The following is a 25,621-nucleotide window of genomic DNA, read 5'->3' on the forward strand; positions in this document are numbered from 1 at the left end:
CTCCTGGTCCCGGCTCGCGTCAGTGCCTCTGCGTCAGTCCCTGAGGAAGAACTGGTGTTGGTCGGAGATCTGCTCGTACTCCTCGAGACGGGCCTGGGTGCGCTCGGGGTCGGCGTCGGTCATGGCCTGGAGCAGCGCCGCGGCCATCACGCCGGGCGCGGCGTAGGAGTCGAAGACCAACCGGGATCCGGTGCCGGTGGCGAAGACGACGTCCGCCGAGTCGGCCACCGGGCCGAGCGCCAGGTCGGTGACGAGCGCGACCTTGAGCCCGGCGCTGCGCGCCACCCGCACGGCCGTGAGCGTCTCCTGCGCATGCCGCGGCATCGAGAACGCCAACACCCACGTGCCGCCCGCCTCGCGGGACTGGAGCAGCGCGTCGTAGGCGACGCTGCCGCCCCGAGTCACCAGCCGGACATCGGGGTGGATACGGCGCGCCGCATAGGCGACGTACTCGGCCAAAGACGCCGAGATGCGCAGGCCCAGGATGGTCAGCGGGGTCGAGCGGGACAGCTCGAGGCCGACCTCGATCACCTGGTCGGGGTTGCCGAAGTCGCGCCGCAGGTTCTCCAGGTTGTCGATCTCGGCGTCGACGGCCGCCTGGAGTTCGTTGCTGCTGTTCTCCTCCGGCGCGCCCCCGGCCAGGGCGCCGAGTGCGATCGACTGGAGCTTCTCCCGTAGCGCCGGGTAACCGCTGAAGCCGACCGCGCCGGCGAAGCGGGTGACCGAGGGCTGGCTGACCCCGACCCGCTCGGCGAGATCGGTGATCGACAGGAACGCGGCCTCGGTGATGTTCTCGATCAGGTACTGGGCGATGCGCCGCTGCCCCGGGGACAGATGGGGTCCGTCGAAGAGCGCTCTGAGCTGGGAAGTCGGGGAGGCCTCCGCCTCTGAAGCGGTCTTCCCCGAGGTGATCGCGGATGCCTGTGCGCGTGCCTGCTGCGGCGATGGCACCGGTGCGCCTCCTTTGTCTTCCACAGTGCCTCAACATAGCTCACACACCGTGCTGACCAGGAGGTTGAAAGTGGGCATCACGGACCAGCGGAGCGCCTGCGGAGCGATGAGCCGCTCGGGATCTGAGGGATGACCACAACGCTCACCTGCGATAAATGCTGATCGAATGCCCGACCGTATCGATCGGACGACTACTGTCGATCAACTCGGCCAGCCGCCCGGTTGCCTTGGCGACCGAGGTGTCCGACACGACCAGCAGTCCGCGCACCTCCCGAGCCGGCACCGTACGCGGGTCGGTGGCCTCGATGCCGTAGAAGGACGGCACACCGCTGCCCTTGTAGACGAGCCAGATCCGTTCGCCCTCGTACTGCTCCCGCAGCCGGTCCGCCAGTCGGCCCAGATCCTGCCCCCAGTCCACCGCAGCGTCGTGCAGCCGCAGATGGGTCTTCGCCGGACCGCCGAACGCCTCATTGGAGTACGGCAGATAGTAGGGAAACGTCCGCAGCGAGCTGACCGCCACGAATGCCACCAGCGCCGCCGTCACCAACGCGGCGCGCACCCGCGTACGGCAGCTTCCGACCGCCGCCACACAGCCCGCCGCCACCGCGAGGAACATCGGCACGAACACCGCGTACCGCGTCCCGAAGTCCCGCGAGCCCTGCATGGCCGCGGCCAGCAGCACCGCCGTGGGCACGAGCAGATACGGCGCCGCGGGCCGCAACCGCCGTACCGCCAAGACCGCCACGGCACCCGCGATCCACAGGGCCAGCATCCCGAGCGGGGTCTTCACCAGCAGCGCGGCGGGGAGGTAGTACCAGAGCGAGCCGGTGTAAAGCCGCCCGAACAGGAATCCCTGCCACGGCTGGTCCTCGAAGGCGAACTGGATCCGCATCCCGTCCCGATACGCCTCCGGGAACGGCAACAGCTCGACGGCCAGGCCCCGCAGCCCGTGCACCGAAGGGACTTCCTGCTCCGGCACCCAGCGCAGCCGCGAATCGACCACCAGATAGGTGGCCCATACGACGGCCACCGCGACCAGCGCCACGACGGCGGCGCCCGCCGCGGCTCGCCGGAACGCCACACGCCGACCCAGCCCCGACGCCCCCCACCACACCGACACCGCGGCAAGACCCATCAGCACCGGCACCGCGGGCAGCGCGCTCATCTTCGTGGCCAGCGCCCCCCCGAGCGCCGCCCCGGCGAGCGGCAGGTACAGCCGTGGCCGCAGGCGCGCCCGCCACAGCAGCCACACCGAGGTCAGCAGGAAGCCCGCCGCGGGTACGTCCAGCGTGGCCAGCGAGCCGTGCGCGACGAGGTCGGGGGAGAAGCAGTACAGGGCCATGGCGGTCAACGCGGCGGCCGGACCGGCCAGTTCGCGCGCGAAGGCGAAGACCACCAGCCCGAACAGCAGCGTCAGCACGATCACCGGAAGGCGTGCGAACAGCATCAGCCGCCAGGGATCGTTGCCCGACGCGTACAGCAGATGCCGCCCCACCTGGCCCTGGTCGCCCTCGAAGGAGGCGTCGTAACGCGGATCGGCGAGCGCCACCCCGGCGCCCACGACCAGCTTGCCCAGCGGGGGATGCTCCGGGTTGAGGCGCAGGCTGTGCTCGTGGAGGTAGACGGCGGCCGTACCCACGTATACGGGCTCGTCGATGGTCGGCGTCTGCTGTACGGCAGTTGTCACCATGGCCACCGCCATCTGGGCGAGCAGCACGACCACCAGGAGCGGCACGAGCCAGGGCCGACGAAGCGGTTGCGGCGACTCGACGGCCACGGGGCGGGTGTCCAGGAGTTCGCGTGCCATCATCCGCCCCGCGGTGCGACCGGCCGCTCGGTGGCGGGAGGGGTGTTGCGGCGCCTCATGCGCCTACTGTGCACCAGCTCCCGCCACCGGGGGCGTCACCGCTTCAGGAGTCGTACCGACAGACCTTCCGCCGTGTAGACGGGTACGGCGCGCAGGCGGTCGGAGTTCAGCTCGATCCGGTCGAACTGGCCGCGCAGCGCCGCGGCATGCAGCACCGGCACCGTGCTGCCCACGGTCGGCGGACGCTCGGTGTCCAGGTGCAGCGAGAGCGTGGCGCCCTCCTCCAGCCGGGCGCGCCGCTTCACCCACAGGGCAGGCGTACGACCCGCGCGCAGCGTCACCGCGAGCGTGCCGGAGTCCTGGACGTAACCGCCCTCGACCCGCGTCGTCGTGGCCACCCGCAGCGTGCCGGCGCCCGTCACCCGCACATCGCCGCGGCCCAGGGCCCGCGACGAACCGGCGATCAGCGCACCGCCCTCCACCACGGTCCCGCCGTCGTAGCGGTTGTTGCCGGTCAGCGTGAGCGTTCCGGTACCCCGCTTGGTCAGACCGCCCTCGCCCACGATGTCGTTGCGCCAGCTGTCGGCCGCGTGGAAGCCGCCCGCCGCCGCGTCCAGCGTGACCGTCACATCGGTGTCGAAGGCGCCGTATCCGTCCGCCGCGGCGAACAGGTTCAGCCGCCCCCACTGCTCGAAGCCGTCCAGCAGGACGTACCCGGAGGGCAGCGCGGTGCCGGCCAGCACCGCGCGCCGCTGCTCCGCGTCCAGGTAGGGCAGCCGCGTCTCCAGCAGCACCTCCGCGCCCTTCGGCACGGTCAGCGGCAGGTCGCGGCCGCGTCGGTCGAGGATGTACGTCAGACGGGGGCGCACGGAGCGGGCGTTGGCGTCCCGGTCGGCGTACGGGTCGGTGTCGGGCTCGGCCGTGTGCGCGTAGGCGTACAGCTCGTCGGCCGAAGCGCCGGTGTGCGCCTGGAAGTACGCCAGGGCCTGGGCGCGGGCCGCGGACTTCAGTTCGGCGTTCGCGGGGTCGGCCAGGGCGGCCGCCGCCAGCGCCGTGGCCATCACCCGGCCGCCGATGACGTCGACGGGGGAGTGCATACCGGCCACGATGCGGGTGTCGGCGAGGGCGAAGGCGTGCGTGACGAGCTCCTGGAAGCGCTCGGGTATCGCGTACGCGAAGGCCAGCGAGGCCAGGTGCAGGGCGTTGGTGTGGCCGCTGGGGAAGCCGCCGTCCTCGGCCGGGTTGGTGCTGCGCTGGCGCAGCAGCTGCGGGGCGACGACGACCTCGGAGTCGTACACCGGGTAGCCGAGCGCGTCCTTCTGTCCGGTGTCGACGACCTCGCTGTCCTCGTTCATGCGCCACGGACGCGGGTACTGGTAGGCGAACTTGGCCGGGTTCCCGGAGGCGAACGGGCCGCGCACGGTGTCGACCAGCTGGGCCACCTTGCCGAGCTCCGAGCTCTGCGAGCCCGCGCCGAGCGCCGATCCGGCCGGGGCGCCGGCGGGCACCGCGTCGCTGATGGTGGTGGCCGGCGTGCCGTCGGGAGCGCTGGTGATCGAGGTGACCGCCTTGGCGCCCGCCCGGTACAGGTCGGCGAGCGGTCCGAGGCCCGCGATCATCGCGTAGCTCTGGTGCTGGCGGTCGACGATGAAAGCCTGCTTCGCCTGCTCCGCCGTCCGCGTGGTCGTGACGCGCACGCAGTGACGCACATTGGCGCGCAGCACCTCGGCCATGAGCGGGGTGCCGGTGTTCCAGGCGTCGCCGGTCTTCCACACCTCGGCGAAGCCGCCGAGGATCCGGACCACCGCGTTGGTCTCGGGCGTGAGGTTCGCGACGATGTTCGTGCGGTAGTCGTCGACGAACGCGGCGGCACCGGCGGCGGCCTTGGCGTCCGCGGCGGCCAGCCAGGTCACGAACGTGGGCGCGGCCAGCACGCCCGCCGAGGCACCCAGGGACGTCCTGAGGAAACCCCTTCTGTTCAGGGCGGTTTCACTGACCGGTGCGGGGGATCGGTGCCCGGCGGTAGACGGCATGCGACTGCCTCTCTGGTGCTCTTCGGCCCTGCGGCCGGGAGGGGATCGAAGTGAGCGACTCGACTGTTGTGCGCGCCTGATGACCGTCTGTACGGAAGGCGGACGGTCCGTGCGCAGAGAGGATCGAGTCGTACGAGCGAAGATCTACGGGCGAGTTGTGTCGGTCGCGGGAGCACTCGGCGACCGGCGCATGTCAGAGAAGTGAACTAGAAAGCGCTATCGCCCCTGTGACCGGCGGTACTGCGAGCGGCTTGGGCCGGGCGTGCGGCGCGCTTTCTGCGAGCGCGGACACGAAGGCGTCGTACAGCGCGGGCTGGGCGAGGATCGTGCCGCCCGCGACGACCACGTCGTCCACTTCGACTCCGCGCGAGGCGAGCCGCCCGACGAGTCCGGCCAGCGACCGGCCGCCCTCGGCGACCACGGCACGGGCGAGCGAGGAACCCGCCTCGGCCGCCGCGAACACCACGGAAGCGTGACTGCCCCACTCGGCGGAGACGTCCTTGGCGGACTCCAAAGCGGCCCCCAGCGCGGGCACTTCGGCGACCTCGAACGCGGCGACGAGCCCCTCGGCCAGCGCATCGGGCGTATCGCCCCGGTCGTGCGCCGCCCACACGGCCCGTACGGCCTCACGGACCAGACCGGCCGAGCCGCCCTCGTCGCCGAGGACCGCGCCCCAGCCGCCGACCTGGAGCGGCGTGCCGTCGGCAAGTCGCCCGGCCGCGACGGAACCGGTGCCGGCCACGAGACCGACGCCCTTGTCCAGGCCCGCGGCGGGGACGAGCAGTTCGGCGTCGCCCACGACCAGCGCGGGCGCGTCGAAGTGGAGTTGCAGAGCGGTACGGATCTGGGCGCACTGGCGCGGGGTCTCGCAGGCGTGTCCGCCGACCGCCACGGCGGCCGGGCGTCTGCCGCTCGGCAGTGCCTCGGCGACCAGTGCGGCGAGCCAGCCGGCGGCGGCCACGGGATCGTGCGGCCGCCAGCCGCTGCTGCTGCGGACGCGGTCGGCGACCGGCTCCGCGCCCGCGACGGCGCGCAGATGCGTCTTGGTGCCGCCCACGTCGATGCCGACCACGAGCGGGGACAGAGGAGAAGCGTCCTGCACGGATTCTCTTTCGTCGTTGCAGTCATCTGCGACGGCGGGCGAACCGCGCCTGGACAGGAAGGGGATGTCGGTCGGGAAGCCTCGGGACAGGCTTCTGAGGAGTGCGGCAGGCGAGTACCGCCGGAGTTCGTTAGGAAGTTAACTAACGAAGTAGGGTGCGTCAAGAGGCGCGGAAATCCCGGCGCTGATTGCCCGATCACCCGACGCCGAACGATCCTTGCGGCCGGACGGATCCACACCGGACGGCCACCGCACGACCTGGGGAGACCATGGACCTGAGCGAGAGCGCGCGTGCGGTGTTCGCCGTGCTGGCCGGGGCGAGCGCCGCCACCCGGCCCCGGCTCGCGGCGGACGCGGGCCTGTCGAAACCGACCGTGTCCTCCGCCGTCGCCGAGTTGGAGGCCGTCGGCCTCGCGGCCCACTCCGGCACCGCGTCCGGCGCCACCGGCCGCTCCGCCGCCGTCTACCGGCTCGGCCCGGCCGCCGGCGCCGTCCTCGCCGTGGACCTCGGCCCCGACCGGACCCGGGTCCGCGGCTGCGCCCTCGACGGCACCCCGCTCGCCGAGGGCGACGGCCCCCGCGCCGAGGCCGCCGACACCGTCCGTACGGCCCTTGCCGCGCTGCCCGCCGACGCCCCGCTGCGCGCCGTCGTCGTCGCCGTCGGCGATGTCACCACCCGCGACCGGGACGGCACCGGCATGCGGCCCGCGACCGCCAAGGCGGGCCCCGTCTACGACGCCATGGCCGTCGCCCTGCCCCAGGGCGTCCCCGTGCACCTGGAGAACAACGTCAACTGCGCGGCGCTCGCCGAACTGCACGAGGGCGCCGCGCTCGGCCGCGACACCTTCGGCTATCTGCGGATCGGCGTCGGTATCGGCCTCGGCATCGTCATCGGCGGCCGGGTGCTGCGCGGCGCCAGCGGCGCGGCCGGCGAGGTGGCCCGTCTGCCCTACCCCTGGGACCAGGGCCGCGAACCGCGCCGCGAAGCCCTGGAGGAACACATCGGCGTGCGGTCCCTGATGCGTCGTACGGCGGCAGCCTGGCGGGACGACGACGGGCCCTGCCCCCGGACCGCCGAGCGCCTCTTCGCCCTCGCCGACCAGGGCCACGGCACGGCACAGGCCGTGGTCGCCGGGCACGCCGCCGACATCGGCAGGCTCGCCGCCGCCGTGGCCGCCGTGCTGGATCCGGGCCTGATCGTGCTCGGCGGTGCGGTCGGCGCGCACCCCCAGCTGCTGTCCGGGGTGCGGGCCGAGCTCGCCGCGCTGAGCTGGCCGACCGACGTCGTGAGCAGCGCCCTCGGCGACAGCGGAACCGTCGTCGGGGCCACCCGGCTCGCGGTGGCCCGCGGAATCCAAACCGTGACCGGCGGGGGCCCGGGCAGGCATTGACGGACTCCTGCCGCTTCTGCCAATGTCCGGACAAGCGCTTTCTGAATCGGCGGGACCCGGTTCAGGGCGGGGCACCGAGCCGTACGGAACGTACGGCGAGCCGGACGAGGGCGTGCTCGTCCGGACACGGCAGGGACGACGGCCGTGGACCCCCGCCCGCCAGGGCCGCGCGACCGGGCGAGGTCGCGGCAGCCGGAAGGTGCCATCCACAAGGGATCCCGAGCCGCATCGGCCGGCGGGCGATCCGTCACGCACATCCAGGGAGGACCCGGTGGGTCACCAGATCTCGCGCAGAACCCTCTTCCGCACCGCGAGCGGCCTCGCTGTCGCCGGCACCCTCGGCAGCGCGCTGAGCGCCTGCGGCGGCGGCACCGGCGCCGGCAGCACCAGCAGCGACCTGACCATGATTTGGTGGGGCAGCGACGACCGGCACGCGGCCTACAAGAAGGCGCTGGCCTCCTTCCAGAAGGACAACCCCAAGATCAAGATCCGGGAGACCTACTCCGGATACGACGGGTACTTCGACAAGTTCAACACCAACATCGCCGGCGGCAGCGCCCCCGACCTGCTCCAGATGGACACCGCGCTGGTCGCCCAGTACGCCCGCAAGGGCGTCCTCGCCCCGCTCGACTCCTACGTCGGCAAGACCCTCGACCTCACCGGCTTCTCCAAGACCCTCCTCGCCGCCGGCACCGTCGACGGCAAGCTCTACGGCGTGCCCTCCGGCATCGGCGTCAACCAGCTCACCGTCAACCGCAGCGGCCTGGAGGAGCTGGGCCTGACGCTCCCCGACCGCGAGTGGACCTGGGCCGACCTCAAGAAGATCGCCACCGACGTCTACAAGAAGAGCGGCGGCAAGACCTACGGTGTCGACGACGGCGGTGGTGGCACCCTGCAGGCCTTCGAGGTCTTCGCCCGCGAGCACGGGGAGACGTTCTTCACCGACGACGGCAAGAAGCTCGGCTTCACCTCCGACACCCTCCAGGAGTGGTGGGAGTACTGGGCCGACATGCGCAAGGCCAACGCCTCGCCGCCGCCCGCCATCACCTCCGCCGCGCACAACGACCTCACCAAGAACGCGGTTGTCATCGGCAAGGCCCTGTTCACCTTCGACTCCGGCGTCTACGGCGCGGGCGGCTCGATCACCGACGCGCAGCTGGACTTCCTGCCCACCCCGCAGGGCGACTTCTCCGGCGCCCGCGAGGGCAACTTCGTCAACGGCGGTGTGCTGCTCAGCGCGACCAAGGCGAGCAAGAAGGTCGCCGACTCGGTGAAGATCATGGCCTTCTTCGCGCAGTCCGAGACGGCGATCAAGGACATGCAGTTGCTGCGTGGTATTCCGCCGACGGAGAAGGCGCGGAATCTGATCGCCTCGGGGCTGACCGAGACGGACAAGCTGAACATGGAGAACGCGGACTACATCTCCCAGCGGGTCTCCAAGGCCACCAACGCCCTGCCCGCCCCGGTGCCCCCGCCGCAGGGCGCCGACCAGATCTGGGACCTGCTGTTCCAGTCGAATCTCGCGGTGGCCTTCGGCAAGAAGTCGATCAAGGGGCAGTTGGGGGAGTTCTTCGATCAGGCGGAGGGCATCTTGGGCGGCTAGGCGTTACAGGAGCTGCCGCGACAGGTCGTCTTTCGGGTGCTGGTCTCGTCGTGGCTTGTCGCGCAGTTCCCCGCGCCCCTGTCGGGGCGCTTCAGCGCCCTGCGTTCGAGAGATACCGGGAGAGGTCCCAGGGAGATGAGTATGACCACCGCGAAGACCGACGAGGTCGTGAAGGAGTCGCCCGCCCCGGCGACCCCCTCCGACCAGCGGGAGCGCGACCGCATGCGGCGCCGCCTCGCCAGACGGCGGGGCGGGGGATGGTGGCCCTACCTCTTCCTGGCCCCCTGGTTCGTGGGGCTGTTCGGGCTGACGATCTATCCGATGCTCGACTCGCTGTATCTGTCCTTCACCAACTTCGACCTGCTCACCCCGGCGCAGTGGGTCGGGACCGACAACTATGAGCGGATGTTCACCGAGGACCCGGTCTTCTGGGACTCGGTGCACGCCACGCTCGTGTACGTCGTGGTGTCCGTGCCGCTGAAGCTGGCGCTCGCGCTGGGCGTGGCGATGCTGCTCAACCGGGATCTGAAGGGCATCGGCCTGTACCGGGCCGCCTTCTATCTGCCGTCGCTGCTGGGCGGGGCCGTGGCTATCGCCATCGTGTGGCGGCAGGTCTTCGGCGGGGACGGTCTGTTCAACGACTTCCTCGGCTGGTTCGGCATCAAGGGCCAGGACTGGATCTCCAGTCCCGACACCGCGCTCTACACGCTCGTCCTGCTGGCCGTGTGGCAGTTCGGCACCCCGATGGTCATCTTCCTGGCCGGTCTCAAGCAGTTGCCGAAGGATGTCTACGAGGCGGCGGCGATCGACGGCGCAAGTCCGGTCACCCGGTTCTTCCGTATCACCCTCCCGCTGCTCACTCCGATCGTCTTTTTCAATGTGGTCCTGCAGATCATCGACGCGTTCAAGACGTTCACCCCCGCGTTCGTGATCAGCAACGGCTCCGGCGGACCGCTCAACTCGACCATGTTGTACTCCCTGTACCTGTACAAGAAGGGCTTCACCGACCTCCAGATGGGATACGCCTCGGCACTGGCCTGGGTGCTGTTCCTGGTCATCGCAGGCTTCACGGCGGTCAACTTCATCGCCAGCCGCTACTGGGTCCATTACGACGACTGACGCCGCCCGACGTCTGAGCGAGGAGTCCTTCACCCCATGCCCGCCATCACCCCGAACGCCTCGCCGCTGGCGAAGCTCCGCTCGGCCACCGGCAGCCGCCGTATCTTCATCCACACCGTGCTGATCGGCGTCGCGGTCGTCATGCTCTACCCGCTGCTGTGGATGTTCAGCAGCTCCCTCAAGCCCGACACCGAGATCTTCACCCACCCAGGGCTCATCCCGAACGCGCTGCGCCCCGAGAACTACTCCGAGGGCTGGAGCGGCTCCGGCAACTCCTTCTCCCTCTACATCACCAACTCGCTGATCGTCACGATCGGCGCGGTGATCGGAAACGTCATCTCCTGCTCGCTGGCCGCCTACGCCTTCGCCCGCTTCGAGTTCCGCGGCAAGAAGATCTGGTTCGGCCTGATGCTCGGCACGCTGATGCTGCCCACGCAGGCGGTCCTGATCCCGCAGTACACGATCTTCTACAACCTGACCTGGATCAACACGTTCCTGCCGCTGATCGTGCCGAAGTTCCTCGCGGTGGACGCCTTCTTCATCTTCCTGATGGTCCAGTTCATCCGCTCCATCCCGCGCGAGCTGGACCATGCCGCGATGATGGACGGCGCCAACCCCCTCCAGATCTACTGGAAGATCATCCTGCCGCTGATGAAGCCGGCCCTGATCACCACGACCATCTTCACCTTCATCTGGACCTACGACGACTTCCTCCACCAACTCGTCTACCTCCAGCAGAACGACAAGTTCACCGTCCCCCTGGGCCTGACCCTGTTCATGGACCAGACGAGCGGCTCCTCGTACGGCGCGATGTTCGCGATGTCGACACTCGCTCTCCTGCCCACGCTCATCTGCTTCCTCATCTTCCAGAAGAGGCTGGTCGAAGGCATGGCGACGTCGGGAATGAAGGGCTGAGAACAGATGCATCTCCCGCACCAGCGCGGCCCGTTGCACCACCTGCCGGCCACACCGGAGGCCTACGACGCGGTCCTCGCCGACGTCACGGAGCAGGCCCTGGCGCGCCTCACACCTGAGGGCAACCTGGAGCACCCCCACTGCGTCGACGACATCGGCGACACCTCGCTCGGGGTGACATCGCTGCTGGCCCTCGCCCACCGGCGCACCAAGGACCCCCGCCTGCCGGAGGCGGTACTGCGCAGCCTCCGCTTCCATCTGCGCGAGCGGGTGTACACGCAGGACAACCCGGGCTACCCGAACCTGAAGGTACACAACTCCGGCTTCCCGTACGCCCGTTACGTCCTTCAGCCCGGGGCGCACCCGATCGGCGACTGGCCGAGCACGGTGTGGGCGCTGCTCCAGCTGGTGAACGTACTGGACACGACGGACGACCTGATCGACGACGAACTCCGCGCGGAGCTGGTCGAGTTGGGACGTGGCTACTGGCGCTGGCTGACGGAGGCGACGTTCTTCAACCCGCAGGAAGCGGGGAACCAGGCGATCGGGTGTGTGGTCGGTGGTCTGATGCTGGCCGGGCACCTGCCGTCGACGGAGGCCGAGGCGGTCCGCACCCGCGCGCTGCGCCTGTACTCCGACGAGATCCGCGCCCACCGGGTACCCGACCGAGGCGCACTGCTGCCCCCCGAGCACGGCGGCGCGTACGACAACAACTACGGCCCGATCTCCCTGTCCTTCCTGGCCCAGGCCCACCGGGTGAGCGGCGAGGACGTGTTCGCGGAGGACGGCGACGCCCTTGCCCGGTACATCGACGCCCGGCTGACGACCGGCGGCTTCGACATCGGCGGCCCGCGCTACAGCGAGCAGCACTCCGGCTTCGAGTCGGTCCTGGGCCTGCGCTACTTCGGCCGCCGTATCGGCGCGGACATCGGCCGGTACCGAGGAGACACCCGCTGGGGCCGCCACGCGGTGAAGGCGGACGGCGGCCTCGACGGTCACTTCGCCTTCATGCTGGTGTGGCAGATCCAGGACACGACACCGTGGCACCGCACGCCGTCCACGACTCCGTCTCGCCACCAACTCCGCGCGGGAGGCGTGTCGGTGGCCTTCGACACCCGTCTGACCCCGTCGCTGATCGAGGCGGCGAACACGTACTGCCTCCCGGCCGCGGTGAACCGACAGCACGGCTTCGGCCCGGTGGTGGACGGCTTCCTGCTGTGCCGCCCGATGGGCGAGGTCCGCGTCCGGGAGGTACTTGCGGAGGGGCTGACGGCGAAACTGGTCACCAAGCCGGTCGTGGGCCGTGACCATGTCCTGCGCCATGTGCGGTCCTTGTACGTCACGGACGGCACGAGCCTGTGGATGACGGTGGCCGTGGAGAAGCTCCCCGGGGCGCCGTACCTGCTCGCGGGCCTGCCGTACGCCGAGGACGACGGCGACCGGGTGCGCCGGACGGCGACCGCGCAGGTGACGGCGGCAGGCGAACTCCGCCTGACCCACCCGGAGTCAAACCGCCCGGACCACTTCGACGCCCGCACGGAGACAACCCAGGAACAGGCGGCCTTCGCACTCGCCGCCGACCCGCGAGGCTACGGCAACCCTGACGAAGGCTGGCGTCACCTGGTCGCGTCGACGGCACTGGAGGCGGGACCGGCTCCTGGGGCGCCTGCGGACCTGCACGTGTTCGCGGTGCGGTACGGCGGAGTGGGCCCCTTCGCGCCGGAGTTCGAGCAGACGCGGGACGGTTTGATGGTCCGGACGGAGAGCTTCACGGCGACGATCGGCGGCCCGGCGGGCGACGCCACGGGTGAACCGTCACTGACCCTGCGGGCGTGAGTCAAACGGGGAGGCCGAGCAGCCCCCACCCCCGCTGCTCGGCTTCGCCCACGACAAAGGCCCACTGGCGCATGAGGTCGGCGAACTCGTCGAAGCCGGCGATCCACCGCCCCGGGCGGGCCGCACGCGAGTCGTAGATCTCGCGAAGCTCCCCCAGCAGCGGCTCGGCCAGGGCCCAGTGGACGGTCAGGGCCGGCAGCGAGGCCGGGGGACAGACGAGCGTGGAGGTGGGCGGCCGCCAGGGCTCGGGGTCGGCAGGGAAGAGCCCCGGCTCCAGGTCGTCGTCCGCCGCCTCCGGGTCCGCTCCCCACCGGATCAGACCGGCGAGAAAGCCGTCCAGAGGCTCGCGCAGCGCGGGATCGGCGTACTGCCGCACGGTGTCCCAGCTCTCGGCCGCCCAGAAGTGCGGCTTGTAGGAGCCGAGGGTGTCCTGGAACTCGTACCGCCCGCACCACGGCACCTGCGGCGAGGCGGGAAATACCCACCCGACGTCGGGCTGCGCGGCCTGGACGGCGTGGTCGTCGGGACAGGCCGCCTCGTAGAGCAGTTCCGCCCGCTCATCCGGGGGCGTCCGCTCCAACTGCCCCCAGTCCACCGCCAGCACGGTGAGGTCCCTGCCCATCCGGCTGCCTCAAGCAGGCCGCGGCACGATGCTCACGGCGCGGTAGTCGTACCCGTCCTGTTGGAATCCGGGGGCTTCCCAGGTGAGTTCGACCTGTTGCCCTGGCGACAGGGTGCGGAAGCCGGTCGCCTGGATGTCGGAGTAGTGGCCGAAGCACCCGCCGGGCGTCTCGGGCGAGTCGAGCACGCCCCACCCTTCCTCGTCGCTCCACTCACGGACAGTCGCGATCACCATGAGGGGAACCTTAAGGCCCGCCTTGGGGGGACCGGAGCGTCGGGGGAGGAAAACCCTCGCCAACGTCATCGGTGCCGATCGGCTCCTTCGTCGGCCAGTAGCGCGCCGAGGTGTCCATCCGGTCCGAGATCGGCGCGCTGCGCCAAGGCCGACTGTGGCTGGTGCTCGGCGCCGCGAGGTTGATCATGGGGAGGGGTGCTGGCGACGTACACCTACATCACGCCGCTGCCCTGCTGCCGCTGATCGCGGGCCTGAAGGGGACGGAAACTGAGACGGCTGCGTTCCTCGTCGCAGCGAGGGAGACGCAGCCGGCCAGCTGTCGAAAGCACCGTCACTCGTGGGAGCTAGGCGGCCTCGGGCCGCTCCGCACGCATGCCCGAGGGAGGACCCTGTACATCGTCGGGCCCGAAGGTCTCGTCGTCTTCCCCGAAGTCCGGGGTCTGGAAGGGGTTGGTGGTCGGAGGCGGCGATGCTGCGGTGGAGCAGCGGGGCTGCCCTTCCAGAGCGGAGAACAGCGACGTCAGATCGATGAGAGGTCCCTCTTTCGGTACAGGTCCCCGAAGGGCCCTGGCGTGCCGTGACCGGGCACGGCGGTCCTACAGCTTGGTCATCTTGGCGTATGGGCTCAAGATCCGCATTTGCGCCGATCCGAAATCCACGAGTGCCGCGATGCCGTCCTCGATGCCGATGACCCGGCCGAGGCCGTACACATCGTGGGTGACCTGGTCGCCCACCGCGAAGTGCTTGGGAGCCGGGGCGACCGGGGCCTTGAAGGGGCTGGTAGGCAGATGACGCTTAGGTGCAGCATGCTTTGTCATTGCTCCCCAGTATGCACCCAGGGCGGCCGTCGGAAGTGCTCCAGGTTGGCTGACGTGAGCATGCGCGGGCGGACTTATCGGTATGTGGGACCGATCGACCTGAAAACTGCGGTCAGCCCCGGCAGCGGCGAAGCCTGCCGAGGGGCCATCTGATCACGCTTCCAGGACCCGGCGCTTCTGCTCCTCGAACTCGGTCTCCGTGAGCACGCCTTGTGCCTTGAGTTCGCCGAGTTGCTTCAGTTGTTCGATCTTGTCCGTCATGTCGGGGGCCGGCGCCGCCGGTGGCGGCTCGGTGGATGAGGTCGGCCGAGGCGGGGGTGCTTCCTGGTACGGCTCCTGTGCCGCCCATCGGCCCTGCTGGCGGCGGGACACACGGTTCGACACGGCGGTCGCCGTTCCGGACACGATGGCGGTGCGTGCGACTCCGCGGAGGAGGCCTGGCATGACGGATCCCTTCAGTGAGCGGTGTCGGTCGCGTCGAGGGCGGCGAGAAGTGCGGGCACCGGGATCCGCCCGGAGGCGACCAGCTGGGCGCCGCCACGGCGCAGGGCGGCGGCGAAAGGCGCGGCCCACCGGTTCTCGTAGACCAGGATTCCGGCGGAGCTGCCCGGCTCCAGGGCGTTGGCCGCCTCGTCGAGGTCGTCCTGGCCCAGCAGCCCCGACGACGCGCCCTCGAAGACGGACAGGTCGAGTTTGCCGTCGCCGGTGAGGTCGGCGATCTCCATGCCGCTCACGGATCCGTCCTCGTCCTTCCTCACGAACATCAAGTCCAGGATCCGGATGATGCCGCGGTCCACGAGGTCGACCAGGAGAGGGAAGCCCTCGCCCGTCATGCGGTTGCCGGGAAACTCGACGACCAGGTAGTCGATCGGGCCCACTTCTTCGAGTTCGTCGCTCACGGTGTCACTCCTGGTCCTCGCGGCTACCCCCAGTGACGCCCCCTCGCCTCAATTCCAGCACCGGGTCGCGGCCCTCGCACCTCAGGCCCCCACATCCACCCCCGGCACCGCCCCCACCGGCACCACAAGATCCGCCCGCTTCCGGGTCCCCGCCACCAGCTCGGCGTTGCGCTGGTCCGTCCGCAGCACCCACGCCACCGCCTCCTCGTGGCTCTTGCCGAATTCCTCGTGGCGGGCGATCAGGCGGCGGAGCCGTTCGTCCTCGTTCAGCTCGCAGAACCACACCTCGTCCAGCTGATCGCGTACGCGGACCCAGGCGCCGGTGTCCAGCAGGAGGTAGTTGCCCTCGGTCACCACCAGGCGGGCCGTCGGCGGTACCGGGATCGCGCCCGCGATCGGCTGTTCCAGGACCCGTTCGAAGCCCGGTGCGTACACCACGTCCTCGTCCGCCTCCACGCGCAGCCGTCGCAGCAGCGCCGCGTATCCCGCCGCGTCGAAGGTGTCCGGCGCGCCCTTGCGGTCGCGGCGGCCCAGCCGGTCCAGCTCGGCGTCGGCGAGGTGGAAGCCGTCCATGGGGACGTGGGCGACCCATGGAGCCCCGGACTGGTTCAGCTCCCGCACCAGATGTTCGGCGAGCGTCGTCTTGCCCGCGCCCGGGCTGCCCGCGATGCCGAGGATCGCGCGGTGCCCGGAGGCCGTGAGGGAGCGGGCCCGGGCGAGAAGGTCGTCGAAGGTCTGCGGCACGGACAGAGTCTGTCATCCGCGATGCGCCGCACAGCAGGCCGTTGCGATGACTTCCGGCCGTCCGGGCAGTCGTCATGGTGAAGGAGGAAGGGGGTGCGCCATGGCCGACGACGAAGCACGGATCCGCGCACTGATCACGAAGTGGGCCGACGCCGTCCACCGGGGCGACCTGGACGGTGTGCTGGCAGATCATGCCGAGGACATCGTCATGTTCGACGTGCCGCCGCCGCACGAGGGCCTGCACGGCCTCGACGCCTACCGCGCCACCTGGCCGCCGTTCTTCACCTGGCAGGCCCAGGGCGCCAACTTCGAGATCGAGTCCCTCGAGGTCACCGCAGGCACCGATGTCGCCTACGCGTACGCCCTGCTGCGCTGCGGCACCCCCGAGGAGCTCACCGAGCGCCCCACCCTGCGCCTGCGCCTGACCCTAGGCCTGCGCAAGGAGGGCGACCGCTGGCTTGTCGCCCACGAGCACCACTCGTTCCCGCACGACTGACCCGTCAGGCACGTGGCCGAACTCAACGCTGCGCACCCGCCCCAGCCGAGTTAGTTTGTCCCTGTTTTCTCCGTTTCCCTGGCTGCTGGCTCCGGCCCGCCGGGCTGTCGGGTCGTAGCGGCCCTACGACATGTAGCGGTAAGGGGTGGACGATGGCCCACGGCACGAACGCCATGCTCGTCGGTATGCGGCGACGCGAAGAGGCGGCCGTGTCCGGCAGGTCCCGGCGGATGCGCGGCAACGCCCTGCTCGCGGCCGTGGCCGGAGCCTTCACCGCCGCACAGCTCGTCCTCGTGTCCCCGTCCATGGGCCTCGGCTGGGACGAGATCGTCTACGTCAGCCAGGTCGGCGACCAAGCCCCGGCCGCCTTCTTCAGCGCCCCGCGCGCCCGAGGCGTCTCCCTCCTCGTGGCGCCGATCGCCTCCTGGTCGTCGTCCACCAGCTTGCTGCGGATCTATCTCGCCGTCCTTTCCGGCATCGCCCTCTACCTCGCCCTGCGCGCCTGGCACGGCCTCTTCCCGGCCCGAGTCCTGGCGGCCGGCGGTGCCCTGTTCGCCTCCCTGTGGGTGACCCTCTTCTACGCCCTCCAGGCCATGCCCAACCTCTGGGTCGCCATTGGCGCGCTGCTCGCCGTCGGCTGCTTCCTGCGCGCCCGCGCCGCGGACGGCCCCGACCGGCGGGCCCTGTGGGGCGTGGCCCTCGGCGCTGCCCTCATGGCGGTGATGCGCCCGACCGACGCCGTCTGGGTCGCCCTTCCTCTGCTCGCCACAGCCTTGGTCGTACGGCATTGGCGGCTCGGTCTGGTCACGACGGCGGGCCTCGTGGCCGGTGCCGTCCCCTGGGTGGTCGAGGCTTACACCTCTTACGGCGGCCTGCGCGAGCGGCTCTCCGAGGCCTCCCGTGTCCAGGGCGGCCTGGGCTGGCACTTCGCCGTCGACGACCAGATGCGCGGTCTGATCGGACGTACCCTGTGCCGGCCGTGCACCGGCTCCATGCCCAACCCGGTCGTCACCGTGTGGTGGGTGCTGCTGCCGCTGCTCGCCGTCCTCGGGCTCGTGATCGCCGTACGGGCCCGTCGCACCGCGCGCACCCTGATCCCGCTCGCCTGCGCCGCCACTGCCGCCGTCCCGTATCTGTTCCTGATCGGCTACGCGGCTCCCCGCTTCCTGCTGCCTGCCTACGCCCTCTTGGCGATCCCCGTCGCAGACGCCCTGCTGCACGTGGTCACCACCCCGAGCGGGCGGTGGCGGCCGTTGGCCGCGTCCCTCCTCGCCGTGGGCCTCGTCGGGCATCTCGCTGTGCAGTACGTCGTCCTGGACCGCACCGCCGACCGCACCGCCGCGGACCGTCGCGCCTGGGCCCGTACCGCCGACGCGCTGCACGGCCTGGGCGTCCGCCCGCCTTGTCTGCTCACCGGGCACGAGGCCATCCCGCTGGCCTACTACGCCGGCTGTTCCTCGGGGCAGATCCGCGGCAACAACGCCAACACCACGACGGCGGAAATCCTGCGCACCGCACACCACGAACCGGTCGCTGTCCTCAGCGTGCCCGGCGGGCGACCGCCCTCCTACGCCCGTGGCTGGGAGCTGCACCGGCTCGACGGGCTGGACGTGCGCATCGCGCCGCCGGTCCGCGCATCGGGATCCGTGGGCCGGGACCTGACTGCTCCACCGGCTCGCCCAGCGGGTTCCGCCGCCCGGGATATGGTCGCCACACCGGCCCTCCCGGCCGGACCCCGTGCCCACGTCCCGGTCACCCCACCACCCCCCGATGGCGGCCCCGTATGACCCCCGAGCCCCTCGCCGCCGCCCCCACCCGCAGACGGGCCGCCTACTGGCACACCGCGCTCACTCTCACCGTTCTCGTCGCCGCGGTCTGGCTGGCGCGGCGGCACTGGCCGGTGGTGGAGACCGGGGCGGTGCGGCTGGCCGTGGCCGATCAGGGGTGGTTGCTGGTGGCCGGGACCGCCGCGATCGGTACCTGGTTGTGTGCCGCGCTCGCGCAGCAGGGTGCGGTGCCCGAGCGGCTGCCCCAAGGGCGGCTCGTCGCCGCGCAGTTCGCCGCCTCCGCCGCCAACCATGTGCTGCCCGCCGGTCTCGGCGCGGGCGCCGTGAATCTGCGTTTCCTCATGCGCTGCGGACTGTCGGCCCCGCGAGCGGCCACCGGCGTGGCCGTCAAGGGCACGGCCGGTGTGCTCGTCCGGGCCGTCCTGATCGCCTCGCTCGCCGTCGCCTGCCCGGGGGTGCTGCGCGTTCCGGACGTCTCGCCGGTCGTCCTCATCGCCGTAGCCCTCGCCGTCGGCGTCGTCGCGCTGCTGGCCGGACCGTTGCGGCAGCGCTGCCGACGGCTGCTCGGCATTGCCCTCGCCGATATCAGGGCCGTTCACGCCCGGCCGCAGCGGGCGGCTGCGCTGTGGGGCGGCTCGCTCGCCTTCGCCGTACTGCATTGTGTGGTGCTGATCGCCGTCACGCAGGCCGTCGCCCTGCCGCTGCCGCCGCTGCGCGTGGCGCTGCTCTACCTCGCCGCCAGCAGCGCGGCCGCCCTGCTGCCCACACCCGGCGGCTTCGGTTCCCTCGACGCGGCCCTCGCCTTCGCGCTCACCGCGGCCGGGGCGCCCGCTGCCGGGGCCGCCTCCGCCGTACTCGGATACCGGCTGCTGACCGTGTGGCTGCCGCTGCTGCCGGGCCTGTTGGTGCTCGGGGTGCTGATCCGGCGCAAGGCCCTGTGACCCGGGCGGAGTTTCCGGCTCACGCCGATCAGGTAGGACTCCCGTTGTCGGCCCGCACACGAGGGGGAGTGCCATGACGCAGGGCGAGTACGGCGGGGGACTGGACGAGGAGTTCTTCGTCCCGGGGTCGTCCTCCTTCACGGAGTTCCTCGCGGCTCACCGCCCGGAACTGCTCAGCACGCGCCGCGTGTTACCGGACGGCGTCCGGGCCGCCCCCGACCAGGTGCCGCACGGCACCACCGTGCTCGCCCTCGCCTACCGCGACGGTGTACTGATCGCGGGGGACCGGCGGGCCACCATGGGCAACCTCATCGCGCAGCGCGACCTGGAGAAGGTGCATCCGGCGGACGACCTCAGCGCCGTCGCCTTCGCCGGTACCGTCGGTCTCGCGCTCGACATGGTGAAGCTCTACCAGGTGGAGCTCACCCACTTCGAGAAGATCGAGGGCACGCCGATGACCCTCAACGCCAAGGCGCGCCGCCTGGCGGGCATGATCCGCGACAACCTCGGCCAGGCCATGCAGGGACTCGCCGTCGTCCCGCTCCTCACCGGATACGACCCGTCGAAGCCCGAGGGGGAGCGCGGCCGCATCTTCAGCTTCGACGTCGCCGGGGGACTGTACGAGAAGCGGGACTTCCATGCCGAGGGGTCCGGATCCCCTTACGCGCGGGGCGCGTTGAAGAAGCTGTTCCACCGGGGCATGTCCCGCCGTGAGGCGGCCCTGACGGCGCTCCAGGCGCTCTACGACGCGGCCGACGACGACTCCGCGACCGGCGGCCCGGACATCAACCGCCGGATCTTTCCCATCGTTTCGGTCATCACGGAGGACGGCTTCGAGCGGCTGCCCGAATCCGAGACGGAGGAGCTGAGCCGGGAGATGGTCGAGCAGCGCAGCGGCAGTCCGGACGGGCCGACCGCGACCCCGTGAGGTCAGACCTGCGGAGCCAACTCCTTGTGCCACTTGGTCAGTTGTTTGACCGGATCGCCGGTGTACGACCACGGTGTGCGGGTTGCCCGTCGGCCCGTCATCCGCAGCAGGGCGGCGCCGATGTCGGGGAGCCCGGCGAGGCAGGCGGCGTGTGTCAGGTAGTGCAGGTCGCGCAGTTCGCCGGGGTTGACCGCGTGCGCGGTGCGGCCCGTGATCCAGCGCTGCCAGGTCCGCCGTACGTCCGCGATCGCGCCGTCGTGGTCCCAGTGCTGGCCGAGCCGCACGGCCCCCGACTGGCCGTGGGCCGCGTCCAGGGCGTAGCGGTACTCCTCGACACGGGCGTACTGGACTAGGACCGGCAGCGGGACGCCCGGCGGTGCGGCGCCGGCCGCGTCGCGGGCGAAGTCGTACATCAGGCCGTGCGTGCCGTGCCAGCGCGCGGAGTAGTAGTGCAGCACCTGGAGGTGCCCCTCCACGCTGAACGGGTCCCGCCGGTGCAGCTCGTCCCACCAGCGCGCCAGCTCCTGCCGCCGTACCCCCTTCGGGTACAGGCGGGCCACCGAGATCAGCGAGATCCACGGTGTGGGGTCGTCGACGTACGCCTCGGCGGCCGTCAGGCATGCCAGTACGGCGGTGTCGATGCGCTGTTGGTCGATGGGGACGCCCCGGCCCGCGGCGATGGCCAGGTTGAAGGCCCGGGCCGTCTCGGTGGCTGCCCGCAGTACCAGCGCGTCGCCACTGTTCGGTTCGGCGGCCAGCCAGGACTCCGTCGTCGAACTGCTCGCGCAGGCCTGGGCCAGCATCCGCACCCGGTGGCCCCGGGAGAGCCAGTCGGGTCCGGTGATCCGCAGCAGGTCGCGCAGTCCCTGCCAGCGTCCGATGACGATGTCCTGGCGGGCGGAGGTCAGGGGCGCGTCCCCGCAGTCGGGGTCGAAGTCGGGAGTGAATCGGTCTCGCGCCATCGCGGGCCCCCTCAGAAGTCGGTGGGGAGGCCCTCATGGACGCCGACGTGCTCGGGCGGGCGGCCCGCGGGGACGTAGTCGGTCTCGATGGTGTGGGTGGCGTCGAGTTTCGCGGGCCGGTAGTAGTCGCTGCCCTGGCGCCAGTACCAGAGCATCGGGACGAGGCCCGCGGCCAGTCCGCCGACGCCGATCGCGATCGCGGCGGGCGCCAGTTCGCCGAGGGACTCCACGAACACCCAGAACATGAACAGGGCGCCGAACAGCGGCCACACTCCGCCGAAGAGGAAGTTGGCCGGGGACTTCAGCAGCATCTTGCGGTACGCGACCACCGCCGCGAGGCCCGTCAGGCCGTAGTAGACGGCGATCTGCAGGCCGATCGCCGAGATGGCGTCGGAGAGGATCTCGCCCACCGAGCCGAGCGCGTTGGAGGCGACGAACATCGCCAGCGCCACCGCGCCCACCACGGCGATGGCCACCCACGGCGTGTTCCAGGTGCGGTGGACCTTGCCCAGCGCGGCGGGCATCGTGCGGTCGCGGCCCATCGCGAACAGGGAACGGGTGACCTGGATGAGCGTCGTCTCCAGGGTGGCGACGGTGGACAGCATCACCGCGACGATCAGCAGCTTGCCGCCCCAGCCCGGCCAGATCTCCTCGCCGAGGACGGCCAGCGCATTGGCCTCGTTGGCGTGGATCTGGTCCGAGGAGAGGATGACGTTCACCGCGATGGTGAACACCTCGAACAGCAGGAAGACGACACCGACCCCGATCAGGCCCGCGAGCCCGGCCGTTCGGCGGCTGTTGCGGGTCTCCTCGCTGAGGTTGCCGGTGACGTCCCAGCCCCAGTAGTAGAAGGCGGCGATCAGCGCGCCCGAGGCGAAGCCCGACACGCCGTCGAACTGACCTAGGCCGAGCCAGGACCAGTCGAAGGCGCGGGCGTTGTCCGTGTGGAAGACGGCGAGCACCGCGAACAGGGCGAGCAGGGTGAGCTCGACCCCGGACATGATGAGCTGCGCGCGGACGGTGAGCCGGGCGCCGCCCAGCACCACCAGCAGCATGAGCAGGAACCAGGCCGCGCCCACCACCGTGGACAGGGCGGTGTTCTCGGCGAGTTGCTCGTCGAACAGGGCGAGCGTCATCGAGCCGGCGGGCAACGACCCGGCCACCATGAAGATGGTCGCCGACACCACCAGCGCCCAGCCGCTGAGAAAGCCCAGGAAGGGATGGAGAGTTCGGCCGACCCAGGAGTAACTGGCGCCCGCGTTCACATCGATGCGGCCGAGATAGCTGTACGCCAGGGCGATGCCGAGCATCGGTATCGCGCAGTACAGCAGCGCGGCCGGACTGGCCGTCCCCACCGCGCCGACCAGGACCGCGGTGGTCGCGGCGAGCGAGTACGCAGGAGCGCTGCCCGCGACCGCCATCACCACCGTGTCGAACGTACCGAGGGCTCCTGCCTGAAGTCCTCTGCCCCTGTTGTTGCTCATTGGCCTGTGCTGCTTTCCGTCGTGCACGTCGTCAGGGAACGGACGGGCCCGGACGACGCTGGGGGGTGGGGGGTGCACCCGCCCCGGACCGTGGAGGGTTGGCCTCGGGCCAGGGGCGCGGCGAAAAGTGTGGGAGCGGTCGGGGTCGTGCAGCCGCAGAGTCGGCATACGATCACACCGCGTGTGCACGTGATGAGTGATGATAGCCCCACCCGGCCACCTCCCCGGACGGGGCGGTGGATTGGCGGCCGGGCAGGGCGAAGTGCGGTGCGGACCAGGCGTGTTGGCTAGTCGTCCATGTGGTCGACCTGCCGGAGCCGGTTGGTCGCGTCCAGGGCGGCGACCTTGTAGGACTCCGCGAGCGTGGGGTAGTTGAACACCGCGTCGACCAGATAGTCGACGGTGCCGCCGCAGCCCATCACCGTCTGCCCGATATGGATCAGCTCGGTCGCTCCGGAGCCGAAGCAGTGCACGCCGAGCAGCGTGCGGTCCTCGGGCGAGACCAGCAGCTTCAGCATGCCGTGCGAGTCGCCGATGATCTGCCCGCGGGCCAGCTCGCGATAGCGGGAGATCCCGACCTCGAACGGCACCCGGTCATCGGTGAGCTGATCCTCGGTGCGACCGACGAAGCTGATCTCCGGGATGGTGTAGATGCCGATCGGCTGGAGCAGATGCATCCGGCGGACGGGCTCCCCGAAGGCGTGGTACGCGGCCGTACGGCCCTGTTCCATGGAGGTCGCGGCCAGTGCCGGATAGCCGATGACGTCGCCGACGGCGTAGATGTGCGGTACCTCGGTGCGGTAGTTCTCGTCGACCGCGATCCGGCCGCGCGGGTCCGCGGAGAGACCGGCCTTGTCGAGGTCGAGTTCGTCGGTGAGCCCCTGCCGGCCCGCCGAGTACATCACCGCGTCGGCGGGGATCTTCTTGCCGCTCTCCAGCACGGTGAGCGTGCCCCGGGGGTGCCGCTCCACCGCGGCGACCGTCTCCCCGAAGCGGAACGTCACCGCCAGGTCCCGCAGCTGGTACTTGAGCGACTCCACCACCTCGACGTCGCACATGTCGAGCATCTGGCCGCGCTTCTCCACCACCGTGATCTTGCTGCCGAGGGCGGCGAACATGGAGGCGTACTCCATGCCGATGACCCCCGCGCCGACGATGACCATCGAGCGCGGCACCCGCTCCAGGGCGAGGACATTGTCCGAGTCCATGATCGTCCGGCCGTCGAACTCGACGCTGGCCGGCCGCGCGGGCCGGGTACCGGTGGCGATGACGATGTGCTCGGCGCTCAGCAGCCGTTCATGTCCGGTGACCTCGCGCAGGGCGACGGTGTGGTCGTCGACGAAGTGGCCGGTTCCGGCGAACAGGGCGACGTGGTTGCGGGAGAGCTGATTGCGGATGACGTCCACCTCGCGGCCCACCACGTGCTGGGTGCGCGAGATGAGGTCGGCGACGGTGATGTCCTCCTTCAGGCGGTAACTCTGGCCGTACAGATCGCGCTGGGTGAGACCGGTGAGGTACAGCACCGCCTCGCGCAGTGTCTTGGAGGGGATGGTGCCGGTGTGGATGGAGACCCCGCCGACCATGTCGGGGCGGTCGATGACGGCCACCCGGCGGCCCAGCTTGGCCGCGGCGATGGCGGCCTTCTGGCCGCCCGGACCGGATCCGAGGACGAGCATGTCGAAGTCGGGCACCCTCAGGAGTGTGGCAGCCGGAAGACCGTTTCCGAAAGGGCGGACCGCGAACGCGCCACGGGAGCAGGGCAGTTACCGGCCCGACGAGCCACGGCAGTGCGACGGCGCGACAATGGCGGCATGGGTGCTCGACTCGATGACGCGAGCGCACCCGCCCGGCTCGCCGCGCCCGACGAGGCGATCGGCCCGGACGAACTCGCGCTCGCCACCAGAAACCACGGCCTGCCGCTCGAAGCCCTGCGCTACGACCTCACCCCGCCGGGCCTGCACTACGTCCTGACGCACTACGACATCCCGTACGTGCCGGACCACACCCCCTGGCCCCTCACGCTCGCCGGCCGAGTCCGCCGACCGCTCCGCCTGGAGCTCGCCGACCTTCGGGCGTTTCCCCAGGTCACCACGCGTGTCACGCTGGAGTGCGCGGGCAACGGCCGGGCCCTGCTCACACCCCGCCCGGTCAGTCAGCCCTGGCTCGTCGAGGCCGTCGGCACCGCCGAGTGGACCGGCGTACCGCTGCGGCTGCTGCTCGCCGAGGCTGGGGTCCGGGGCGATGCCGTCGAGGTGGTCTTCACCGGCGCCGACCACGGCGTGGAGCGCGGTGTCGAACAGGACTACCAGCGCGCCCTGCCCCTGGATGTGGCCCTGGGCACCGAGCCCGAGGTCCTGGTCGCACACGCGATGAACGGCGCCCCGCTGCCCCCGCAGCACGGCCGCCCCCTGCGCCTGGTCGTCCCCGGCTGGTACGGCATGGCGCAGGTGAAGTGGCTGCGGGAGGTCCGCGTCGTCGACGAGCCGTTCACGGGGTTCCAGCAGCGCGTCGCCTACCGGATCCGGGAGCGGCCCGACGACGAGGGCGTGCCCGTCACCCGGATCGCTCCGCGGGCCCTGCTCGTCCCGCCGGGCTTCCCGGACTTCATGTCCCGTACCCGGGTGGTCCCGCCGGGACCGCTGACGCTGGACGGCCGTGCCTGGTCCGGCTGGGCGCCCGTGACACGCGTCGAGGTCAGCGCGGACGGCGGGCACAGCTGGCAGCCGGCCGAGTTGGAGGCCGAGGGCGGGCATCGGTGGGCGTGGCGGCGCTGGCGGTTCGCCTGGACGGCGACGCCGGGCGAGCATGTGCTGAGCGCGCGGGCCACCGACGCCGATGGGCACACCCAGCCGCTGGAACAGCCGTGGAACCGCGGCGGGTTCGCCAACAACCTCGTCCAGCGGGTCCGGGCCGTGTGCCCGGACCCGGCAGGTCTTCGGTGAGCGGCTG

The 25,621-nt window shown here is 70.9% G+C and carries 23 protein-coding genes; 10 read left to right on the forward strand and 13 right to left on the reverse strand.

Annotated elements, in window-relative coordinates:
• Window positions 1-33 precede the first annotated feature (33 nt).
• From OHT76_RS40395 to OHT76_RS40410, 4 genes are all read right to left on the reverse strand, one after another.
• Window positions 34-951, reverse strand: a complete 918-nt coding sequence (locus OHT76_RS40395; protein WP_328875850.1) for a MurR/RpiR family transcriptional regulator — start codon at window positions 949-951, stop codon at window positions 34-36.
• Window positions 952-1,093: 142 nt separating this feature from the next.
• Window positions 1,094-2,758: a phospholipid carrier-dependent glycosyltransferase gene (locus tag OHT76_RS40400; protein ID WP_328875851.1), complete on the reverse strand. Its 1,665-nt coding sequence runs from the start codon at window positions 2,756-2,758 to the stop codon at window positions 1,094-1,096.
• A 95-nt stretch (window positions 2,759-2,853) separates the two neighbouring features.
• Window positions 2,854-4,791 carry a phosphatase PAP2 family protein gene (locus OHT76_RS40405; RefSeq protein WP_328875852.1) on the reverse strand — a complete coding sequence of 646 codons (1,938 nt, stop codon included), beginning with the start codon at window positions 4,789-4,791 and terminating at the stop codon, window positions 2,854-2,856.
• 193 nt (window positions 4,792-4,984) lie between these two features.
• Window positions 4,985-5,893, reverse strand: a complete 909-nt coding sequence (locus OHT76_RS40410; protein ID WP_328875853.1) for an N-acetylglucosamine kinase — start codon at window positions 5,891-5,893, stop codon at window positions 4,985-4,987.
• A 269-nt stretch (window positions 5,894-6,162) separates the two neighbouring features.
• On the opposite strand from OHT76_RS40410, the gene OHT76_RS40415 reads away from it, so the two are divergent.
• From OHT76_RS40415 to OHT76_RS40435, 5 genes are all read left to right on the forward strand, one after another.
• On the forward strand, window positions 6,163-7,284 hold the full coding sequence (locus OHT76_RS40415; RefSeq protein ID WP_328875854.1) for an ROK family transcriptional regulator: 1,122 nt from the start codon (window positions 6,163-6,165) through the stop codon (window positions 7,282-7,284).
• Window positions 7,285-7,555: 271 nt separating this feature from the next.
• Window positions 7,556-8,887, forward strand: coding sequence for an ABC transporter substrate-binding protein (locus OHT76_RS40420; protein ID WP_328875855.1), 1,332 nt, complete (start codon window positions 7,556-7,558; stop codon window positions 8,885-8,887).
• A gap of 141 nt (window positions 8,888-9,028) precedes the next feature.
• On the forward strand, window positions 9,029-10,006 hold the full coding sequence (locus OHT76_RS40425) for a carbohydrate ABC transporter permease (protein ID WP_328875856.1): 978 nt from the start codon (window positions 9,029-9,031) through the stop codon (window positions 10,004-10,006).
• A 36-nt stretch (window positions 10,007-10,042) separates the two neighbouring features.
• Complete coding sequence (locus OHT76_RS40430) at window positions 10,043-10,921, forward strand: carbohydrate ABC transporter permease (protein ID WP_328875857.1); 879 nt, start codon at window positions 10,043-10,045, stop codon at window positions 10,919-10,921.
• Between the two features lie 6 nt (window positions 10,922-10,927).
• Window positions 10,928-12,757, forward strand: coding sequence for a hypothetical protein (locus OHT76_RS40435; RefSeq protein ID WP_328875858.1), 1,830 nt, complete (start codon window positions 10,928-10,930; stop codon window positions 12,755-12,757).
• A gap of 1 nt (window position 12,758) precedes the next feature.
• Here the strand turns inward: OHT76_RS40435 and OHT76_RS40440 are convergent, their stop codons facing one another.
• The 6 genes from OHT76_RS40440 to OHT76_RS40465 all read right to left on the reverse strand — a co-directional run bounded on the left by OHT76_RS40440 (window position 12,759) and on the right by OHT76_RS40465 (window position 16,074).
• Window positions 12,759-13,379, reverse strand: a complete 621-nt coding sequence (locus OHT76_RS40440; protein ID WP_328875859.1) for a hypothetical protein — start codon at window positions 13,377-13,379, stop codon at window positions 12,759-12,761.
• A gap of 9 nt (window positions 13,380-13,388) precedes the next feature.
• Entirely contained in the window at window positions 13,389-13,613 is a 225-nt protein-coding gene (locus OHT76_RS40445) for a cold-shock protein (protein WP_328875860.1), read from the reverse strand.
• 596 nt (window positions 13,614-14,209) lie between these two features.
• Window positions 14,210-14,431 carry a hypothetical protein gene (locus OHT76_RS40450; protein WP_315884025.1) on the reverse strand — a complete coding sequence of 74 codons (222 nt, stop codon included), beginning with the start codon at window positions 14,429-14,431 and terminating at the stop codon, window positions 14,210-14,212.
• A gap of 153 nt (window positions 14,432-14,584) precedes the next feature.
• Complete coding sequence (locus tag OHT76_RS40455) at window positions 14,585-14,875, reverse strand: SHOCT domain-containing protein (protein ID WP_328875861.1); 291 nt, start codon at window positions 14,873-14,875, stop codon at window positions 14,585-14,587.
• A gap of 11 nt (window positions 14,876-14,886) precedes the next feature.
• Window positions 14,887-15,330: a DUF6325 family protein gene (locus tag OHT76_RS40460; RefSeq protein ID WP_328875862.1), complete on the reverse strand. Its 444-nt coding sequence runs from the start codon at window positions 15,328-15,330 to the stop codon at window positions 14,887-14,889.
• Window positions 15,331-15,411: 81 nt separating this feature from the next.
• The gene (locus tag OHT76_RS40465) at window positions 15,412-16,074 is read right to left on the reverse strand and encodes a nucleoside/nucleotide kinase family protein (protein WP_328875863.1); all 663 of its coding nucleotides are present in this window, start codon (window positions 16,072-16,074) and stop codon (window positions 15,412-15,414) included.
• Between the two features lie 100 nt (window positions 16,075-16,174).
• Here OHT76_RS40465 and OHT76_RS40470 point away from each other — a divergent pair, with 100 nt between their 5' ends.
• From OHT76_RS40470 to prcB, 4 genes are all read left to right on the forward strand, one after another.
• A complete protein-coding gene (locus tag OHT76_RS40470; RefSeq protein WP_328875864.1) occupies window positions 16,175-16,570 on the forward strand; it encodes a YybH family protein in 396 nt (131 codons plus the stop codon).
• Window positions 16,571-16,722: 152 nt separating this feature from the next.
• A complete protein-coding gene (locus tag OHT76_RS40475; RefSeq protein ID WP_328875865.1) occupies window positions 16,723-18,357 on the forward strand; it encodes a hypothetical protein in 1,635 nt (544 codons plus the stop codon).
• On the forward strand, window positions 18,354-19,298 hold the full coding sequence (locus OHT76_RS40480; RefSeq protein WP_328875866.1) for a lysylphosphatidylglycerol synthase domain-containing protein: 945 nt from the start codon (window positions 18,354-18,356) through the stop codon (window positions 19,296-19,298). The genes OHT76_RS40475 and OHT76_RS40480 overlap by 4 nt, the downstream gene beginning before the upstream one ends.
• Before the next feature lie 73 nt (window positions 19,299-19,371).
• On the forward strand, window positions 19,372-20,226 hold the full coding sequence (gene prcB, locus OHT76_RS40485; protein WP_328875867.1) for a proteasome subunit beta: 855 nt from the start codon (window positions 19,372-19,374) through the stop codon (window positions 20,224-20,226).
• Between the two features lie 2 nt (window positions 20,227-20,228).
• On the opposite strand, the gene OHT76_RS40490 is transcribed toward prcB, so the two are convergent.
• The 3 genes from OHT76_RS40490 to sthA form a co-directional block, all read right to left on the reverse strand.
• A complete protein-coding gene (locus OHT76_RS40490) occupies window positions 20,229-21,188 on the reverse strand; it encodes a hypothetical protein (protein WP_328875868.1) in 960 nt (319 codons plus the stop codon).
• Between the two features lie 11 nt (window positions 21,189-21,199).
• Window positions 21,200-22,672 (reverse strand): APC family permease, encoded by a 1,473-nt coding sequence (locus tag OHT76_RS40495; protein ID WP_328875869.1) that lies wholly within the window; start codon window positions 22,670-22,672, stop codon window positions 21,200-21,202.
• A gap of 287 nt (window positions 22,673-22,959) precedes the next feature.
• A complete protein-coding gene (gene sthA / locus OHT76_RS40500; RefSeq protein WP_328875870.1) occupies window positions 22,960-24,363 on the reverse strand; it encodes a Si-specific NAD(P)(+) transhydrogenase in 1,404 nt (467 codons plus the stop codon).
• Between the two features lie 120 nt (window positions 24,364-24,483).
• Between sthA and OHT76_RS40505 the strand changes: the two genes are divergently transcribed.
• On the forward strand, window positions 24,484-25,614 hold the full coding sequence (locus OHT76_RS40505; protein ID WP_328875871.1) for a sulfite oxidase: 1,131 nt from the start codon (window positions 24,484-24,486) through the stop codon (window positions 25,612-25,614).
• The last annotated feature ends 7 nt before the right edge of the window (window positions 25,615-25,621 follow it).

The sequence above is a fragment of the Streptomyces sp. NBC_00287 genome, assembly GCF_036173105.1.
Classification (GTDB): domain Bacteria; phylum Actinomycetota; class Actinomycetes; order Streptomycetales; family Streptomycetaceae; genus Streptomyces.

Excerpts from the sequence above, each read along its gene's own strand:
- OHT76_RS40455 (WP_328875861.1), bottom strand. The coding sequence starts at position 14,875 with ATGCCAGGCCTCCTCCGCGGAGTCGCACGCACCGCCATCGTGTCCGGA.
- OHT76_RS40480 (WP_328875866.1), top strand. The coding sequence starts at position 18,354 with ATGACCCCCGAGCCCCTCGCCGCCGCCCCCACCCGCAGACGGGCCGCC.
- OHT76_RS40445 (WP_328875860.1), bottom strand. The coding sequence starts at position 13,613 with ATGGTGATCGCGACTGTCCGTGAGTGGAGCGACGAGGAAGGGTGGGGC.
- OHT76_RS40425 (WP_328875856.1), top strand. The coding sequence starts at position 9,029 with ATGACCACCGCGAAGACCGACGAGGTCGTGAAGGAGTCGCCCGCCCCG.
- OHT76_RS40470 (WP_328875864.1), top strand. The coding sequence starts at position 16,175 with ATGGCCGACGACGAAGCACGGATCCGCGCACTGATCACGAAGTGGGCC.
- OHT76_RS40450 (WP_315884025.1), bottom strand. The coding sequence starts at position 14,431 with ATGACAAAGCATGCTGCACCTAAGCGTCATCTGCCTACCAGCCCCTTC.
- OHT76_RS40400 (WP_328875851.1), bottom strand. The coding sequence starts at position 2,758 with ATGGCACGCGAACTCCTGGACACCCGCCCCGTGGCCGTCGAGTCGCCG.
- OHT76_RS40415 (WP_328875854.1), top strand. The coding sequence starts at position 6,163 with ATGGACCTGAGCGAGAGCGCGCGTGCGGTGTTCGCCGTGCTGGCCGGG.
- OHT76_RS40475 (WP_328875865.1), top strand. The coding sequence starts at position 16,723 with ATGGCCCACGGCACGAACGCCATGCTCGTCGGTATGCGGCGACGCGAA.
- OHT76_RS40495 (WP_328875869.1), bottom strand. The coding sequence starts at position 22,672 with ATGAGCAACAACAGGGGCAGAGGACTTCAGGCAGGAGCCCTCGGTACG.
- OHT76_RS40440 (WP_328875859.1), bottom strand. The coding sequence starts at position 13,379 with ATGGGCAGGGACCTCACCGTGCTGGCGGTGGACTGGGGGCAGTTGGAG.
- OHT76_RS40405 (WP_328875852.1), bottom strand. The coding sequence starts at position 4,791 with ATGCCGTCTACCGCCGGGCACCGATCCCCCGCACCGGTCAGTGAAACC.
- OHT76_RS40490 (WP_328875868.1), bottom strand. The coding sequence starts at position 21,188 with ATGGCGCGAGACCGATTCACTCCCGACTTCGACCCCGACTGCGGGGAC.
- OHT76_RS40505 (WP_328875871.1), top strand. The coding sequence starts at position 24,484 with ATGGGTGCTCGACTCGATGACGCGAGCGCACCCGCCCGGCTCGCCGCG.
- OHT76_RS40430 (WP_328875857.1), top strand. The coding sequence starts at position 10,043 with ATGCCCGCCATCACCCCGAACGCCTCGCCGCTGGCGAAGCTCCGCTCG.
- prcB (WP_328875867.1), top strand. The coding sequence starts at position 19,372 with ATGACGCAGGGCGAGTACGGCGGGGGACTGGACGAGGAGTTCTTCGTC.
- OHT76_RS40435 (WP_328875858.1), top strand. The coding sequence starts at position 10,928 with ATGCATCTCCCGCACCAGCGCGGCCCGTTGCACCACCTGCCGGCCACA.